Raw genomic sequence first — 15,332 nt, 5'->3', positions numbered from 1 at the left:
GCCCTGCGCAGCGGGGAGCGGCCCGGGCGGCGGGCGACCGTCCGGGGCGCGGGCGGGCACGGAGCGGCGCGGCGGCCCGGCTCAGGTCGTGATCACGCCGTCGGCGATGAGGTTCGCCAGGATCCGCGCGGTGTCGAGCCGCGGGAGCCCGGAGAGCGCGAACAGCGCCTCGTAGTCCACCGAGCCGTCGATCTGCGCGAGCAGGAAGCCGGCGCGGTGGTCGAGGTTCAGCCACATGATCTCCTCCGGCTTGATGGCGAGCCGGGGGATGCCGCCCATGGGGCCGAGCTTCGACTCGTACATCGAGATGAGCGTCGCCTCGTTCTGGCGGAGGTAGTCGCGCGCCTCGCCGTGGTCGGGATCCACCTGCAGGATCTTCTCGATCAGCTCGAGGGATCCCGAGAAGTCGCCGAGCGCGAACAGCTCGCGGGCCGCCTGCATCCAGACCTCGACGTCGCTCCGCGCCGGCACCGCGCGCGCGGCCGCGCCGGGCTTCTCGGGCACGAGCGGACGGATGTCGGACTTCTCCGCGACGGCCTCGAGGTCGAGGCCGCCGTCGGCCTCGAGCACGAACGTCGCGCCGGCGGCCGGCCCCTCGTCCCAGGGGGACGGCGCGAAGTCGTCGAGCGGGACGTCGAGCTCGATCGCTGCGGCCGCCGGCGCCGGCAGCGGCACGGCGCCGGCCGCCCGGGCCGGCAGCGGGATCGCCCCGGCCGCGGCGCGCGGCGCCGGGAGCGGGACGGACGCGCCGGGAGATCCCGGCCCCCCGCCGTGGATGAGGACGAGGTACGAGCGCGCCCGCGGGTTCCCGGGGTCCACCTCGAGGACCTCCTGGAACGAGCGGAGCGCCTCCCCGACGCGACCGGCGACGTAGGCCTTGATCCCGCGGTCGATGAGCTCGGCGACGTCGCGCATGCTCACCTCCCCTCCGGCCCGGGCGGCCGCGGCGCGGAGGCGAGCCCGCGGAAGAGCTGGAGGGTGCGGTCGAGGCTCTCCTCCTCGGAGGCGATCGCGGCGGCGTCCCGCGCCGCGATCGCCTGGCGAACGCGGGCGAGGACGCCCTCCGCCTTCTGCACGGCGTCCTTGCCGAACCTCGTGCGCTCCAGCGCGTCCTGCACCGCCGGGCCGAGCGACTCGATCTCCTTCACGACGGCGAGGGCGCGGTCGCGCCGCTCCTCGAACTCGCGGGAGGTCTGCTTCTTCTCGAGGAAGTCGTCGATCTGCTCGTCGAGGATCCGGCGCAGCTCGTCCTCGGTGAGGCCGGACGTCGCCGTGACGGTGATCGACTGCTGCTGCCCGGTGGCCACGTCGCGGGCGGCGACGCCGACGATCCCGTCGGCGCTGATGTCGAACGTGACCTCGATCTCGACCTCGCCCCGGCGCGCGGGGCGGATGCCGTCGAGGACGAACTCGCCGAGCAGCTCGTTGTCGATGGCGCGCTCGGACGCGCCCTGCAGCACCGCGATGCGGACCGAGGTCTGGTTGTCCTGCACCGTGGTGAAGAGGTGCGTCTGGCTCGTCGGCACCGTCGTGTTCCTGGGGATGACGGTCTGGAAGTACCCGCCCACCACGAGGATGCCGAGGTTCTGCGGCGTGACGTCGAGGAGGAGCACCTCGCTCCCGGACGGCTGCGGCGCGGTGAGCGCGTGCGCCTGGATCGCGGCGCCGAGCGCGACGACCTCCTCCGGGTGGACGCCGCGGCACGGCTCGCGGCCGAAGAAGTCCTTCACCGCCTTCTGCACGCGCGGCATCCGCGTCATGCCGCCGACGAGGATGACCTCCCCCACCTGCGCCGGCCGCACGCCCGCGTCCCTGAGCGTCCGCTCGGTGACGGCGATGCATCGCTCGACGAGGTCCTTCGTGAGCTCCTCGAGCTTCTCGCGGGTGAGCTGCTTGTCGAGGTGCAGCGCGCCCTTGCCGTCCCCGCCGCCGACCAGGAACGGCAGGTGGATGGACGTGGCGGGCGTGCTGGACAGCTCGATCTTGGCCCGCTCGGCGGCGTCTTTGAGCCGCTGGAGCGCCATCTTGTCCCGGCGCAGGTCGATGCCCCCGTTCTCCTTCGCGAACGTGAACGTGAGCCAGTCCATCACCCGGCGATCGAAGTCCTCGCCGCCGAGGTAGGTGTCGCCGCCGACCGCCACCACGTCGTAGACGCTCTTCCCGATGTCGAGGATCGAGACGTCGAACGTGCCGCCGCCCAGGTCGAAGACGACGACCTTCCGCTCCATCTGCTTCCCGAACCCGTAGGCGAGCGCGGCGCTCGTCGGCTCGTTGATGATGCGGAGGACCTCGAGACCGGCGATCCGGCCCGCGTCCTTGGTCGCGTGGCGCTGGCCGTCGTTGAAGTACGCCGGGACGGTGACGACCGCCCGCGTGACGGGCCTGCCGAACCAGGCCTCCGCGTCCGCCTTCAGCTCCGCGAGCACCAGCGCGGAGATCTCCTGGATCGACAGCGCCCGTCCGCCGATCTCCACCCGGACGTCGTTCCCGTCCGGCCCGGGACGCAGCGCGTACGGCAGGACGCCGCGCGCGTCCTCGACCTCCTTCGAGCCCCAGCGGCGGCCGATGAGCCGCTTCGCGGCGAAGACCGTGTTCTCGGCGTTGGTGATCGCCTGCCGCTTCGCGAGCGCGCCGACGAGCCGCTTGCCGTTCTTCGCCACCGCGACGATCGACGGGGTGAGCAGCTGGCCGCCCCGGCCCGGCACCACCCGGGGGAGGCCGTCGCGCACCGTGGCCACCACCGAGTTGGTGGTGCCGAGGTCGATGCCGATGACGGGATCGAGATCGCTCATCCGAGGAAGCTCCAGCGCAGCTTCTTGAGGCGCTCGCGCGCGGTCTCGAGCTTGGGGTCGAGCTCCACCGCCCGCTCGAGGGCCCTCCGCGCCTCCTTCTTGTCGCCGGTCGCCTCGAGCACGAGCCCGAGCGCCTCGTGCGCGCTGCCCACGCCCGGCCCGGCCCGCACCGCCTGCTCCGCCAGCTCCCGGGCGGACGCCGCGTCGCCGAGGGCGAGCGCCGCCCTCGCGCCGCCGGCGGCGGCCCGCACGTGACGCGGGTCCGCCTCGAGCGCCTCGCGGTACGCGGCGAGCGCGGCGGAGGGGCTCCCCATGGCGTCCGCCTGGATGCCCTTCTCGAACAGCTCGCTGGCCCGCTGCTGGGAGGCGCGGCGCTTCGCCTCGGTGGCGAGGGCGGCGATCTCCGCGCTCTGCGCGTCGAGCCCCTGGGCGAGGAGGAGATCGTTCGCGGCCGTCGAGAACCGGCCCTGCGCCATCGACTCCTTCCCGCGCTTCACGAGCTCCGCGATCCGCGCCGCCCGGGCGAGGAGCGGGTTCTGCCGCGCGAGCCGGGCGCGCCGCTCGTCGCTCCGCCGCTCGTCCTCGATCTTGCGCGCCTCGATCTGCGCCCGCGCCTCCGCCGGCGCCGTCGCGCGGACGTACGCCGCGCGCCGCGCGGGATCCACGAGCACGTCGCGCGCCTCCGTGACGCGGCGGAACACGCGCTCGAGGCGGCCCCGGTACGTCCCGAGCCGCTTCCCGGCGTACCGGTCCGGGTGGAAGATCTTCACCAGGTCGAGGTGTGCCGCCTTCGCGGCCTCCGGGGACGCGTTCCACGGGAGCCCGAGGACCTCCCAGTGGCTCAGGGCGAGCCGGGCCTCGGCAAACAGGATGGCCTTGCGGCGATCGACGTCGACCTCGACGTCCTCGGCGAGGTCCGCCGGGTTGAAGACGAACCCCCTGTACCGATCCGCCGTCACCGGCCCCCCCCGGAAAAAGCCCGCGTCCGACCCAGCTTAGCGACCGGTCGTCGCCGCGGTCAACGGACCGCCGGACATCGACGGGTGCCTACCATGAGCCCGGGACACGCGCGCCGTCGCGCCTGCCTCAGCGGTTCGCGAGCAGGAGCTCGAGGAGCGCCTTCTGCGCGTGCAGCCGGTTCTCCGCCTCGTCGAAGATCGCCGACTGCGGACCCTCCAGCACGCCCTCGGTGATCTCCTCGCCGCGGTGGGCGGGGAGGCAGTGGAGCGCGATGGCGTTCGGGCGCGCCTTCGCCATGAGCGCCTCGTCCACGATGAACCCGGCGAAGCGGCGCTTGCGCTCCTCCGCCTCCGCCTCCTGCCCCATGCTCGCCCAGACGTCGGTGTTCACGACGTGCGCCCCGGTGGCCGCCTCCGCCGGAGTGCGCACGACGCGCGCGCGGCTCCCGGCCCTGGCGAGGAGCGCGGGATCGGGATCGTAGTTCGCGGGGCACGCGAGGCGCAGCTCGAACCCGAGCAGCACGCACGCCTCGAGCCAGCTGTTCGCCATGTTGTTCCCGTCGCCGATCCACGCCACGACGAGCCCTGGCTTCACGAGCGCGTCCGCGCCGAACCGCTCGGTGATCGTGAGCAGGTCCGCGAGGAGCTGGCACGGGTGCGACGAGTCGGTGAGCGCGTTCACGACGGGCACGTCGGCGAAGCGCGCCATCTCCTCGAGCTTCGTGTGCTCGAAGGTCCGCACGACGAGGCAGTCGACGTACCGCGCGAGGACGCGGGCGGTGTCGCGGATGGGCTCGCCGCGGCCGAGCTGCGTGTCGCGGGGCGACAGCATCAGCGCGTTGCCGCCGAGCTGGTAGGCGGCGACCTCGAACGAGACGCGGGTCCGGGTGGACGCCTTCTCGAAGACGAGGCCGACGGTCTGGCGCTCGAGCGGGCGCGGGCCGTTCTTGCCGAGGAGCTTCCACTCCGCGGCGCGCTCGAGGAGGTCGAGCAGCTCGGAGCGATCGAGATCGGTGAGGCGGAGGAAGTCGCGCTTCTGCCGGGTGTCCGTCATGGTCTAGGCCTTCGCGGGCGCGGCCGCGAGGGCGGCGCCGAGCCGCTCGACGGCGAGGTCCGCCTCCGCGGCGGTGAGGGTGAGCGGCGGGGCGAGCCGGAGCACGTCGTCGCCGATGGCGTTCACGAGGAGGCCGCGGGCGCGCGCCGCCTTCATCACCTCGCCGGCGGCGACGCCCTTCACGACGACGCCGAGGAGCATGCCCTGCCCGCGGATCCGGTCGACGCGCCCGCCCGCGCGGAGCTTCTCCAGCCCGGCGACGAGCCGCGCGGAGACCTCCCGCGAACGCTCGAGCACGCCCTCGCGCAGCTCCTTCAGGACCGCGAGCGCGACGGCGCAGGCGAGCGGGTTGCCGCCGAACGTGGAGCCGTGGCTCCCCGGCGTGAGGTGCGCCCCGACCTCCTCCGTCGCGAGCAGCGCGCCGATCGGGAAGCCACCGCCGAGCGCCTTCGCCGACGACATGAGGTCCGGCGTCACGCCGGCCCACTCGTGCGCCCACGTCTTCCCGGTCCGGCCGATGCCGGTCTGGACCTCGTCGAGCAGGAGCAGCGCGCCCCGCTTCCGCGTGAGCTCGCGGGCGGCCTTCAGGTAGCCCTCGGGCGCGGGGACGACGCCCGACTCCCCGAGGATCGGCTCCACGATGAACGCCGCGGTGCGGTCGCCGACGGCCGCCTCGAGCGCGGCGACGTCGCCGAACGGCACGTGGCGGACGCCGGGGACCACCGGCTCGAACCCGTGCCGGTACTTCTCCTGCCCGCCGACGGTGACCGTGAAGAGCGTCCGGCCGTGGAACGAGTCGTGGCAGGCGACGATCTCGTTCCGCTCCGGGTGGCCGCGGTCGGAGTGATACTTGCGGGCGAGCTTCAGCATCGCCTCGTTCGCCTCCGCGCCCGAGTTGCAGAAGAAGGCGCGGCGCGCCCACGGCGTCACGGCGAGCAGGGCCTCCGCGAGCTCGACCTGGCGCGGGATGAAGTAGTGGTTCGAGACGTGCCAGACGGTCCGCGCCTGCGCCTCGAGGGCCGCGACGAGCGCGGGGTGGCAGTGCCCCAGCACGTTCACGGCGACGCCGCCGAGGAAGTCCAGGTACTCCTTCCCGTCGGCGTCCCACACGCGCACGCCCTCGCCGCGAACGAGCGCGATGGACTGGCGATAGTTCGGGGTGAGGACCTTCTGCGCGCGCTGCGCGACGGACTCGTTGCCGGTCATTCAGGGCTTATATCAGCCGAACGCCGCGGCTTTCCAGAGCCTTTCTCGCCGGGCGGCCCTACAGAATGTACCTCGACAGGTCCTCGTCCTCCGCGATGCCCTGCAGGCGCTCCTTCACGTACGCGGCATCGATGACGATCCGCTGGCCGCGGAGCCCGTCGGCATCGAACGAGATCTGGTCGAGGAGCCGCTCCATCACCGTGTGCAGCCGCCGGGCGCCGATGTTCTCCATGCGCTCGTTCACGTCGGCCGCGATGCCGGCGATCTCGTCCACGGCGTCGTCGCGGAACTGGACGTCGACGCCCTCGGTGGCGAGCAGCGCCGTGTACTGCCGGACGAGGCTGTTCCGCGGCTCCTTCAGGATGCGGACGAGGTCCTCCCGCCGCAGCGGCTCGAGCTCGACGCGGATCGGGAACCGGCCCTGCAGCTCGGGGATGAGGTCGGACACCTTCGCCACGTGGAACGCCCCCGCGGCGATGAAGAGCATGTGGTCGGTCTTCACGGTGCCGTACTTGGTGTTGACGTTCGAGCCCTCCACGATGGGCAGCAGGTCGCGCTGCACGCCGCCCCTCGAGACGTCGGGGCCGCGCACGCCGGACGTGTCGCCGCCCGCGATCTTGTCGATCTCGTCGATGAACACGATGCCCGCGTTCTGCGCGCGCTCCAGCGCCTCGCGCGTCACGCGCTCCATGTCCACGAGCCGCGCCGCCTCCTCCTGCGTGAGGAGCTCGAGCGCCTCCTTCACCTTGACCTTCCGCTTCCGCTTCTTCGCGCCGCCCCCGAGCATCGAGACGAGCGGGTTGTTGCCCAGGTTCTGCATCATGTCCTGGAGCCCCTGGGCCATGTCCTCCATGCCCGGGCCCATGAACGGCATCGCCGGCATCGCCGGCTTCTCCTGGAGCTCGACCTCGACCAGGTCGTCGTCGAGCGTCCCGGCGCGGAGCTGGGCGCGCGCCTTCTCGCGAGAGCCCGCGGGCGAGGGTGCGTGCTCCGCCTCGGGCTCCCCGCGGACGCGCGCCGCGACGCTCCGGAACCCCATCCCGAGCCCGCCGCCGTACCCGAGCGCGTCGAGCACGCGCTCCTCCGCCGTCTCCCGCGCACGCTCGCGGAGCTTCACCATCTCCTCTTCCTTCACGAGCTTCACCGCGGCCTCGACGAGGTCCCGGATCATCGAGTCGACGTCGCGGCCGACGTAGCCCACCTCCGTGAACTTGGAGGCCTCGACCTTCACGAACGGCGCACCGGCGAGGCGCGCGAGCCGCCGCGCGATCTCGGTCTTGCCGACGCCGGTCGGGCCGATCATCACGATGTTCTTCGGGAGGATCTCGTCGCGCAGCTCCGGCGTCACCTTCTGCCGGCGCCAGCGGTTGCGGAGCGCGATGGCGACGGCTCGCTTCGCCTGCGCCTGGCCGACCACGTACCGGTCGAGCTCGGCCACGATCTCCTTCGGCGCGAGCTCCTGGGGAGGCTTGATCGGCATCTAGAGCTCCTCGATCGTCAGGTTCGCGTTCGTGTAGATGCAGATCTCCGCCGCGAGCTTCATCGCCTCCTCGGCGACGTGCCGCGCGTCGAGCGGGGAGTGGGCGAGGAGCGCGCGCGCCGCGGCGAGCGCGTACGGTCCGCCCGACCCGATGGCCGCCACCGCCCCGCCGGTCACCGCGTCCGGCTCGATGACGTCGCCCGCGCCGGAGAGGACGAGGACGTGCTCCCGGTCCGCGACGACGAGCAGCGCCTCGAGCCTCCGCAGGAGGCGATCGGTGCGCCACTGCTTCGCGAGCTCCACCGCGGCGCGCGGCAGCGAGCGCGCGTGCTCCTTCAGCTTCTTCTCGAACAGCTCGAAGAGCTGGAACGCGTCGGCGGTCGCGCCGGCGAAGCCGGCCAGCACGTTGCCCTCCGCGAGCCGCCGCACCTTCCGGGCGCTCGCCTTCATCACCGTCTTGTCGAGCGTCACCTGGCCGTCGCTCGCCATCACCACCCGCCCCTCGCGGCGAACGCAGAGGACGGTCGTTCCGTGCATCGGGCGCATGGCGATGTCGTAGCGCGGCGCGGCGGGAGGGGCAATGCGCGCGCGTGCGCGGCGGCGCGGGCGCGGCCCCTTGCGAGCCGCGAGGCTCTACCCCTTCGCGCCGCCACGGCGGGGCGCGGCGGCCGCTCGCGCCCGCGGGTGGGCCGCGTCGTACACCGCCGCGAGCCGCTTCCAGTCGAGGTGCGTGTACCGCTGCGTCGTCGAGAGCGACGCGTGGCCGAGCAGCTCCTGGATGCCGCGGAGGTCGGCGCCGTTCCCGAGCAGGTGGGTCGCGAAGCAGTGGCGGAGGACGTGCGGGTGAACGTGCCGCGGCAGCCCGGTCGCGAGCACCCATCGATCGAGGCGGCGCGCGACCGAGCGGCTGGTGAGCCGACCGCCGCGCCAGTTCAGGAAGAGCGCGCCCTCGTGGCCGGCGTGCCCGGGCTGCGCGGCGAGCACCGGCCGGCCGCCGTCGAGCCAGCGCTCCACCGCCTCCGCCGCGGTCCGGCCGAAGGGCACGATCCGCTCCTTGTTCCGCTTGCCGAGGACGCGCACGAGGCGCTGCGGGAGATCGACGTCGGCGACGTCGAGCCCGGTGAGCTCCGAGACGCGGAGCCCGCTCCCGTAGAGCAGCTCGAGGAACGCGCGGTCGCGGAGCTCGAGGGGCGCCGTGAGGTGCGCCGGCGCCTCGACGAGGGCGGCGACCTCCTCCTCCGGCAGCACCTCCGGGAGTCGCTTCGGCCGCTTCGGGCTCGCCACGGCCCGCGCCGGGTTTCCGGGCGCGAGCCCCTCGCGGACGAGGAACCGGTACAGCGACCGGAGCGCGGAGAGCTTGCGGGCGAGGCTCGTCGCGCCGGCCTCGCCGGCCTGGCGCGCGAGGAAGCCGCGGACGAGCGCGGGCGAGGCCGGGACGACCGGCTGCCCCGCCTCGGCGAGGTACGCGGACCACTGCCCGAGGTCGACGAGGTACGCCCTCACCGTGTGGGCCGACGCGCGCCGCTCGGTCTCGAGGTACGCGACGAAGCGCCGGAGCTCGACGGGGAGCGCGTCGCGGTCGGGAGGCACGCGACGAGCCTACCGCGCGGCGCGGCGGCGGCGAGTTTCCGGCCGGCGTCGCGCGGCCCCGCGGCGGGGCGCCGGGGCGGGCAGCCGATCCCAGGCGCGCGCACCGCCGAGGAGCCCGGCGACGTTCGCGACCACGTGCACGTTCCGCGGCAGCGCCACCCCGAGCTTCTTGGCGTTGCCGCCGCCGACCCAGATCGCCCGCGGGTTGAAGGTCGCCTGGACCTGATCGAGCACGTCCGCCACGCGGCGGCTCCACTTCTTCCTGCCGATCTGCTCGAGGGCGGCGGCGCCCACGAGCTGCTCGTAGGTGCGGCGGCCGCGCAGCGGATGGTGCCCGAGCTCGATGTTCGGGACGTAGGCACCGTCCACGAAGAGGGAGAACCCCATCCCGGTGCCGAGCGTCACGCAGGCCTCGACGCCCCTCCCCTCCACCGCGCCGAAGCCCTGCATCCCGGCGTCGTTCAGCACCCGGACCGGTCGCCCGGTGAGCCGCTCGACGCGGGCGCCCAGGTCGACCCCAGCCCACGACGGGTGGAGGTTCGGCGCGGAGCGGACGACGCCGCCTTCCACCACGCCGGGGAAGCCCACCGCGACGCGGTCGAACGGCCCCTCCGCTGCGATGAGCGTCCGGAGCGCGCCGAGGACCGCCGCCGGCGTCGCCGGCCGCGGGGTCGGGACGCGGACGCGCTCCGAGACCGGCGTCCCGCGGGTGGAGACCCGCATCGCCTTGACGCCGCTCCCACCGATGTCGACGCAGAGGGTCAGCAGCCCCCGCGCCCTCGCGCGCCTCGCCACGACACCGAGAGTAGCCGCCGCGCCGCGCGGGAACGGCGCTCCGCGGGGGCGCCCCCCGCGCGGGGGCGCTCACCGACCGTCAACGGATGGTGGCGGCGCCGCCTCCGCCCGACGCTCCGGGAGGGCGGCGACGTACACGCCCGCCCGCGCGGGATCGACGACGGCGTAGGCGATGCGCCGGCCGTCGGGGCCGAGGAGCTGCGCGGACCCGGCGAGCACGCGGGTGTCCACCCGGACGAGCGCACCGTGATCCCACACCCCGAGGTCGAGCGCGTCCCCGTCGCCGCGCTTCCAGGCGAGCACGACGCGCTCCGGATCGCGCGGATCGAGATCGAAGCTGCGCGGCCCCTGCGCGATCACCTGGGGCTTCGCTCCCGCCGGGAGCCCGCCCGCCGGAATCCGCTCGACGTCGCACGCGTCGGCGTTCTCCGTGCAGCGGGTCCGGTAGTAGAGCCAGCGGGCGTCCGGGGAGAAGGCGAACCCGAAGACGCCGGCGGAGACCAGGTCGGCGCGCGGCGGCCCCGGAGCGTCGAGGTGCGCGAGCCGGAGGTCCACGGAGTAGCCACCGCGCGTGGTGTGCTGCAGGAACGCGACGTGCCGTCCGTCGGACGAGATCGCCACGTCGGACACGTGGGCGCCGAACGTGCGCGGCGCGAGGTCCGGCCCGCCGGCGCCGACGGTGCCGGAGCGGACGCGGGGATCGTAGCCCTCGAGCCAGACGAGCCGGGCCGCCGCGGTCGCCCAGCCGAACTCCCCGACGTCCTTGCCGAGGAGGCGGTCCGCGCCGCGCCCGTCGCGGACGTGCAGGTCGCCCTGCTTGCCGGGCAGCGCGTCCGAGACGTACGCGAGGGCGTCGCCCTCCGGCGCGAACGCGAAGGCGCGGACGCCGCGGGCGACGGCCGCGGCGCGTGCGTCCAGCCGGGCCGTGGAGACGCGCAGCTCGGCGCCGTCGCGCTGGACGACGGTGAACGCGAACCGGTCCCCGCGCCGCGCGTACCCGTAGTCGGCGACCGGCGCCGCGACGGCGCGCGCGCGGCCGCTCGCCGGGACCGCGAGGAGCTCGCCGCCCGCGGCCGCGCGGCGCCGGACCAGCACGGCCACCGGGCTTCCGCCGGCTCCGCGCGGCGAGGCGAGGGGCGCGAGCTCGAAGGACGCGGCGCCGGTCGTGCCCGGGACGACCCGCGGCGGGGCGTCGGCCGTCGCGACGGACAGCTCGCCGGCGGCGACGAACGCGAGCTCGCCGCCCGCCCCGAAGGCGTAGAAGCTGACCCCGCCGGCGATCTCGCGCGCCGCCGCGCCCGGGCGCCACTCGACGAGCGTGCCGCTCCCGCTCGGATAGTCGTACTGCGCGAGCGCGGCGAGCCGGTCGGCCCACGCGACGCCCTGAGGCAGGGTCGTGACCGCCCCGGCGACGCGCACGCGCGCCCCGCCCGCCGACGGGACGACCTCGAGGTCGCAGCTGCCCGTGCCGGGCGGCAGGAACGGCGCCGCCGCCTCGCCGCACCGGTCGAGCACCGCGAGCCACGCCCCGTCGGGCGATGCGTGCAGGGCGCGCACCTTCCCTTCGAGGACGCGCCGGCCGAGCCCCGCCGGGTGGCCCTGCTCGGTGCTGCGCTGGGACGTGCACGCGGCCAGCGCGAAGGCGAGGATGGCCGCCGGGAACCACGCGACGGCGCGGAGGGATGGTGCGGCGCGCTCCCCTGTCCTCACGGCGTGAGCCACGGCTCGAGCTCCTTCCGGGCGCGCTCGACGTGCGCGTCCTTGCGGGCGGCCTTCCCGCGGTGCCGGCCCGTCAGCTCCGGAAAGAGGGCGAACACCACGTTCGTCGGCTGGTAATCGTACCCCGCCGGATGCGCGGCGCCGGTGAGATGTCGATGGAGGGCCCCCATCGCGGTCGCGGCCGGCGGCGGCCGGAAGTCGCGGCCGGCGAGCCGATCGAGCATCGCGCGCGCGGCGAGGTGGCCGCAGGCGGTGGACTCGACGTAGCCCTCCACGCCCGTGATCTGGCCCGCGAAGAACAGGTGCGGGCGCTCGCGCGACGACAGGTCCGGAGCGAGCACGCGGGGCGCCTCGAGGAACGTGTTGCGGTGGATCTGACCGAGGCGGACGAACTCGGCGCCGGCGAGTCCGGGCAGGTGCGCCCTGAAGATCCGCTTCTGCTCGGGCCAGGTGAGGCGGGTCTGGAACCCGACGAGGTTCCACGCGGTACCGGCGGTGTCCTCGCAGCGGAGCTGCACCACCGCGAACGGGCGCCGGCCGGTGCGTGGGTCCTCGAGGCCGACCGGCTTCATCGGCCCGTACGCGAGCACGTCGGGGCCGCGCTCCGCCATCACCTCGATCGGGAGGCAGCCCTCGAAGTAGCGCGGCTCCTCGAACGCGTGCGGCTTCACCTTCTCGCCGGCGAGGAGCGCCGCGACGAACGCGCGGTACTGCGGCTCGTCGAGCGGCAGGTTCAGGTAGTCGTCCCCGCTCCCCTTCCCGTAGCGCGATCGCGCGTACGCGATGGTCATGTCGATCGACTCCGCGGCGATGATCGGCGCGATCGCGTCGTAGAAGTGGAGGCGCCCGCCCGCGAGCGCGGAGATCTCGGCGGCGAGCGCCTCGCCCGTGAGCGGACCGGTCGCGACGAGCGCGAGCCCCGGCGGCGGCGGGAGCGCCGTGGCCTCCTCCCGGCGGAGCCGGATCCGCGGGTGACTGGCGAGGCGCTCGGTGACGAGCGCGCTGAACCGCTCCCGGTCCACGGCGAGCGCATCCCCGGCGGGCACGCGCGTCGCGTCCGCGGCCGCGAGCACGACGCTCCCCAGCCGGCGGAGCTCCTCGTGCAGGAGCCCGACCGCGTTCTGCGGATTGTCCGAGCGGAGCGAGTTCGAGCAGACCAGCTCCGCGAGACCGTCGAGGACGTGCGCCGGCGAGCGGCGCGCCGGCTTCATCTCGACGAGCTCCACGTCGAGGCCGGCCTCGGCGAGCAGCCAGGCGGCCTCGCTCCCCGCCAGCCCGCCACCGATGACCGACACGTGCCCCGTCCGCATGCGACTCCTCGCCTCCCCGTCGAGCCTGGCAGCCAGGCTGCCCGGCCCTTACCGTTCGGGTGGATCTCCGACGTCCTGGCCGCTCCGTGCCGGGGTGCGCATCTTCGTCTGCGAGCGCGACCCGGGCCCGGCGGACGGCGGCGGCACGGGATGGGCGTGGCCGGGCGCGCTCCATCTATCGTCCCGGCGAAAGGAACGCAACGTGAGCGACCAGGACCTCCAGGCACTGAGGGCCGAGCTGCAGCGCCGCCGCCGCACGATCCTGGAGACCACCCGGCGCGCCGACGCCGAGCTCGATGCGCTCCGCTCCGCCGAGCGGGACCCCGAGTTCGAGGAGGGCGCCCAGACCGAGCACGAGGCCTACACGCTCGCGCGCCTCACCGAGAACCAGCGCCGCGAGATCTCGCAGATCGACGCGGCGATCGCCCGCGTGGACGCGGGCGAGTACGGCGTGTGCCGTGACTGCGAGCAGGAGATCGATCCCCGCCGGCTGGCCGCGCTGCCGTACGCGCTCCTCTGCACGGAGTGCGCGCAGCGGCGCGAGCGCGGATCCCTCCTCGCGCAGGAGCCGCCGACGCTCTAGCCGGCGCTCCCCCTACTCGTTCTTCAGCACGAGGAAGTTGTAGTCGCCGAGCTCGGCCTGCCCGGCGGTGTACAGGACCTCCATGATCGTCCGGTAGGCGATGTGCTTGTCGGCGACGAGGCTCACCCGGCCCTCGAAGCGGGCGCTCGTGTTGTACCGGGCGATGTACTTCTGCTTGTCGACCTCCTTCTTGAGCGCGTCGTAGAGCGCCGCGACGTAGAAGGAGTCCGCCTTGCCGCCCTTCGCGCTCGCCGGGATCGCGCCGTTCTCCACGGCGACGACGTGCCGGTCGTTCACCGAGACGTCCTTCTGCGAGACCGTGATGGTGATGGCCTCGGTCGGCTTCTCCTGCGTGGTGGACGCCGGCAGCGTGAGCGCGTGCGGGTCCATGTTCACGCTGAGCGTGGACGCCTGGTACGACTTGAGAAGGAAGACGAGGAGGATCGTCATCATGTCCATCATGGCGACGATGTTGAGCTCCTTGATCTCCCCGGCGGCCTCGCGGGCCTTCCGGCGCGCGCGCCGGTACGCGCGCTGCTCCTTCTCCTTCTCGAGCACGGCGCGGGTGGGCGCGGGCTTCTGCGCGGCGGAGGTCATGGGCGTCACCCGATGAGCGAGAGCGACACGGCGGGGAAGAGCTTCTCGTGCGTCGGCTTCCCGTCCGCGCCCGGGACCTTGCGGTCGCGGCACGCGTCCATCGTCTGGATGAGCGTGTCGTACTCGACGCCGGGATCCGCGGAGAGGATGACCGTCTGCTCCTTCGGGAACTTCTCCTTGATGCGCGCGAGCGCGTCGGTCAGCCCGGCGAAGTCGTATTTCCCCTCGCGCTTCGCGATCGTCGGAGGCCGCTGCGCGTCCGGCGTCGCCGCGTCCTGCCCGAGCACGCCACCCGCGCCGGCGATGTAGAAGCCGTCGCGGCCGATGGCGACCGTGAGGAGCAGCTTCGGCTGCTCCGCGGCCTCGCCGGCGACCGCGCCCTCCGCGATCTTCGGGGCGGAGACGTTCAGGACGCCGAACGCGAGGAGCCCCGTCATGCTGAGCAGCATGAACATGACGAGGTTCACGACCACGTCGAGGTACGGGACGATGTTCAGCTCGCCCGTGTCTTCTTCCACGTGCACCCGGCGCCGCATGGCTCCCTCGCGCTCGAACGGGGACGCCGGCTACCCGACCGCGGACTCGACGCTCGCCTCGCCCGCGCCGCGGCGGGACAGCAGGTTCTCGAGGCGGAGCGCGTTGTACTCGACGTCCTCGACCATCGCCTTCGCCTTCGACGTGAGGAGCAGGTGGGCGATGATGCAGGTCACCGCGATGGTGAGGCCGAACGCCGTGTTGTTCATGGCCTCCGCGATGCCCTTCGAGAGCATCTGCTGCTTCAGCTCGGGGCTCGCGGCGCCCAGCGACTTGAACGTGCCGATGAGGCCGGTGATGGTGCCGATGAGGCCGAGGAGCGTCGCGACGTTCGCGAGCGACCAGAGCGCCGCGATGCGGCGCGTGACGAGGGGGGAGACCTCGAGCACCGCCTCCTCGAGGGCGCGGCTGACCTCCTGATCCCCGCGGTTCGCGCGGGTGAGGCCGGCGCGGATCACGCGGGAGAGCGCCGCCTTCGGCGCGGCGCCGCAGAGCTTCACCGCGCGATCGACGTTGCCGGAGAGGACGAGCTTCTGGATCTGCTCCATGAACGGCCCGGCGTTCAGGTTCAACCGGAAGGCGAGCACGATCATCCGCTCCACGATGATCGCCACCGCGACGATCGAGGTCACGATGTTGACCTTCATGAACGGGCCGCCGTCTTCGATGAACTGGGCCAGGGACTGGAGCATCTCGATCCTCTGCGCTGGGTG

General features: G+C 73.8%; 15 protein-coding genes. 1 reads left to right on the top strand and 14 read right to left on the bottom strand.

Annotation, left to right across the window (positions count from 1 at the left end):
* Positions 1-81 precede the first annotated feature (81 nt).
* The 11 genes from AMOR_RS24810 to trmFO form a co-directional block, all read right to left on the bottom strand.
* Positions 82-915: a hypothetical protein gene (locus AMOR_RS24810; RefSeq protein WP_248355144.1), complete on the bottom strand. Its 834-nt coding sequence runs from the start codon at positions 913-915 to the stop codon at positions 82-84.
* A gap of 2 nt (positions 916-917) precedes the next feature.
* Positions 918-2,792 (bottom strand): molecular chaperone DnaK, encoded by a 1,875-nt coding sequence (gene dnaK, locus AMOR_RS24805; RefSeq protein WP_248355143.1) that lies wholly within the window; start codon positions 2,790-2,792, stop codon positions 918-920.
* Positions 2,789-3,751: a tetratricopeptide repeat protein gene (locus tag AMOR_RS24800; RefSeq protein ID WP_248355141.1), complete on the bottom strand. Its 963-nt coding sequence runs from the start codon at positions 3,749-3,751 to the stop codon at positions 2,789-2,791. Before AMOR_RS24800 ends, dnaK begins: the two co-directional genes overlap by 4 nt.
* Before the next feature lie 127 nt (positions 3,752-3,878).
* Positions 3,879-4,805, bottom strand: a complete 927-nt coding sequence (argF, locus tag AMOR_RS24795; RefSeq protein ID WP_248355139.1) for an ornithine carbamoyltransferase — start codon at positions 4,803-4,805, stop codon at positions 3,879-3,881.
* Between the two features lie 3 nt (positions 4,806-4,808).
* Complete coding sequence (locus AMOR_RS24790; protein ID WP_248355137.1) at positions 4,809-6,011, bottom strand: acetylornithine transaminase; 1,203 nt, start codon at positions 6,009-6,011, stop codon at positions 4,809-4,811.
* A 58-nt stretch (positions 6,012-6,069) separates the two neighbouring features.
* A complete protein-coding gene (gene hslU / locus AMOR_RS24785) occupies positions 6,070-7,491 on the bottom strand; it encodes an ATP-dependent protease ATPase subunit HslU (protein WP_248355135.1) in 1,422 nt (473 codons plus the stop codon).
* A complete protein-coding gene (gene hslV, locus AMOR_RS24780; RefSeq protein WP_248355133.1) occupies positions 7,492-8,037 on the bottom strand; it encodes an ATP-dependent protease subunit HslV in 546 nt (181 codons plus the stop codon). It abuts the gene before it with no gap.
* Between the two features lie 87 nt (positions 8,038-8,124).
* Positions 8,125-9,081: a tyrosine recombinase XerC gene (xerC, locus tag AMOR_RS24775; protein WP_248355132.1), complete on the bottom strand. Its 957-nt coding sequence runs from the start codon at positions 9,079-9,081 to the stop codon at positions 8,125-8,127.
* A gap of 9 nt (positions 9,082-9,090) precedes the next feature.
* On the bottom strand, positions 9,091-9,876 hold the full coding sequence (locus AMOR_RS24770; RefSeq protein ID WP_248355131.1) for an ROK family protein: 786 nt from the start codon (positions 9,874-9,876) through the stop codon (positions 9,091-9,093).
* Positions 9,877-9,945: 69 nt separating this feature from the next.
* Positions 9,946-11,598 (bottom strand): hypothetical protein, encoded by a 1,653-nt coding sequence (locus AMOR_RS24765; RefSeq protein WP_248355130.1) that lies wholly within the window; start codon positions 11,596-11,598, stop codon positions 9,946-9,948.
* A complete protein-coding gene (trmFO, locus tag AMOR_RS24760) occupies positions 11,583-12,905 on the bottom strand; it encodes a methylenetetrahydrofolate--tRNA-(uracil(54)-C(5))-methyltransferase (FADH(2)-oxidizing) TrmFO (RefSeq protein ID WP_248355129.1) in 1,323 nt (440 codons plus the stop codon). The genes AMOR_RS24765 and trmFO overlap by 16 nt, the downstream gene beginning before the upstream one ends.
* Before the next feature lie 202 nt (positions 12,906-13,107).
* Between trmFO and AMOR_RS24755 the strand changes: the two genes are divergently transcribed.
* Positions 13,108-13,488, top strand: coding sequence for a TraR/DksA family transcriptional regulator (locus tag AMOR_RS24755; protein ID WP_248355128.1), 381 nt, complete (start codon positions 13,108-13,110; stop codon positions 13,486-13,488).
* 12 nt (positions 13,489-13,500) lie between these two features.
* On the opposite strand, the gene AMOR_RS24750 is transcribed toward AMOR_RS24755, so the two are convergent.
* From AMOR_RS24750 to AMOR_RS24740, 3 genes are read right to left on the bottom strand one after another with little or no spacing between them, the layout of a single operon-like run.
* Complete coding sequence (locus tag AMOR_RS24750) at positions 13,501-14,085, bottom strand: ExbD/TolR family protein (RefSeq protein ID WP_248355127.1); 585 nt, start codon at positions 14,083-14,085, stop codon at positions 13,501-13,503.
* Between the two features lie 5 nt (positions 14,086-14,090).
* Complete coding sequence (locus AMOR_RS24745) at positions 14,091-14,621, bottom strand: ExbD/TolR family protein (protein ID WP_248355126.1); 531 nt, start codon at positions 14,619-14,621, stop codon at positions 14,091-14,093.
* 30 nt (positions 14,622-14,651) lie between these two features.
* Positions 14,652-15,311: a MotA/TolQ/ExbB proton channel family protein gene (locus AMOR_RS24740; protein ID WP_248355125.1), complete on the bottom strand. Its 660-nt coding sequence runs from the start codon at positions 15,309-15,311 to the stop codon at positions 14,652-14,654.
* Positions 15,312-15,332: the final 21 nt, after the last annotated feature.

Source organism: Anaeromyxobacter oryzae, assembly GCF_023169945.1.
In the GTDB taxonomy this organism is placed as follows: Bacteria; Myxococcota; Myxococcia; order Myxococcales; family Anaeromyxobacteraceae; genus Anaeromyxobacter; species Anaeromyxobacter oryzae.
The sequence above is the reverse complement of the archived record's forward strand: the minus strand, read 5'-3'. Positions and strand labels throughout refer to the sequence as shown.

Excerpts from the sequence above, each read along its gene's own strand:
- AMOR_RS24745 (WP_248355126.1), bottom strand. The coding sequence starts at position 14,621 with ATGCGGCGCCGGGTGCACGTGGAAGAAGACACGGGCGAGCTGAACATC.
- dnaK (WP_248355143.1), bottom strand. The coding sequence starts at position 2,792 with ATGAGCGATCTCGATCCCGTCATCGGCATCGACCTCGGCACCACCAAC.
- argF (WP_248355139.1), bottom strand. The coding sequence starts at position 4,805 with ATGACGGACACCCGGCAGAAGCGCGACTTCCTCCGCCTCACCGATCTC.
- trmFO (WP_248355129.1), bottom strand. The coding sequence starts at position 12,905 with ATGCGGACGGGGCACGTGTCGGTCATCGGTGGCGGGCTGGCGGGGAGC.
- AMOR_RS24740 (WP_248355125.1), bottom strand. The coding sequence starts at position 15,311 with ATGCTCCAGTCCCTGGCCCAGTTCATCGAAGACGGCGGCCCGTTCATG.
- hslV (WP_248355133.1), bottom strand. The coding sequence starts at position 8,037 with ATGCGCCCGATGCACGGAACGACCGTCCTCTGCGTTCGCCGCGAGGGG.
- AMOR_RS24790 (WP_248355137.1), bottom strand. The coding sequence starts at position 6,011 with ATGACCGGCAACGAGTCCGTCGCGCAGCGCGCGCAGAAGGTCCTCACC.
- hslU (WP_248355135.1), bottom strand. The coding sequence starts at position 7,491 with ATGCCGATCAAGCCTCCCCAGGAGCTCGCGCCGAAGGAGATCGTGGCC.
- AMOR_RS24810 (WP_248355144.1), bottom strand. The coding sequence starts at position 915 with ATGCGCGACGTCGCCGAGCTCATCGACCGCGGGATCAAGGCCTACGTC.
- AMOR_RS24750 (WP_248355127.1), bottom strand. The coding sequence starts at position 14,085 with ATGACCTCCGCCGCGCAGAAGCCCGCGCCCACCCGCGCCGTGCTCGAG.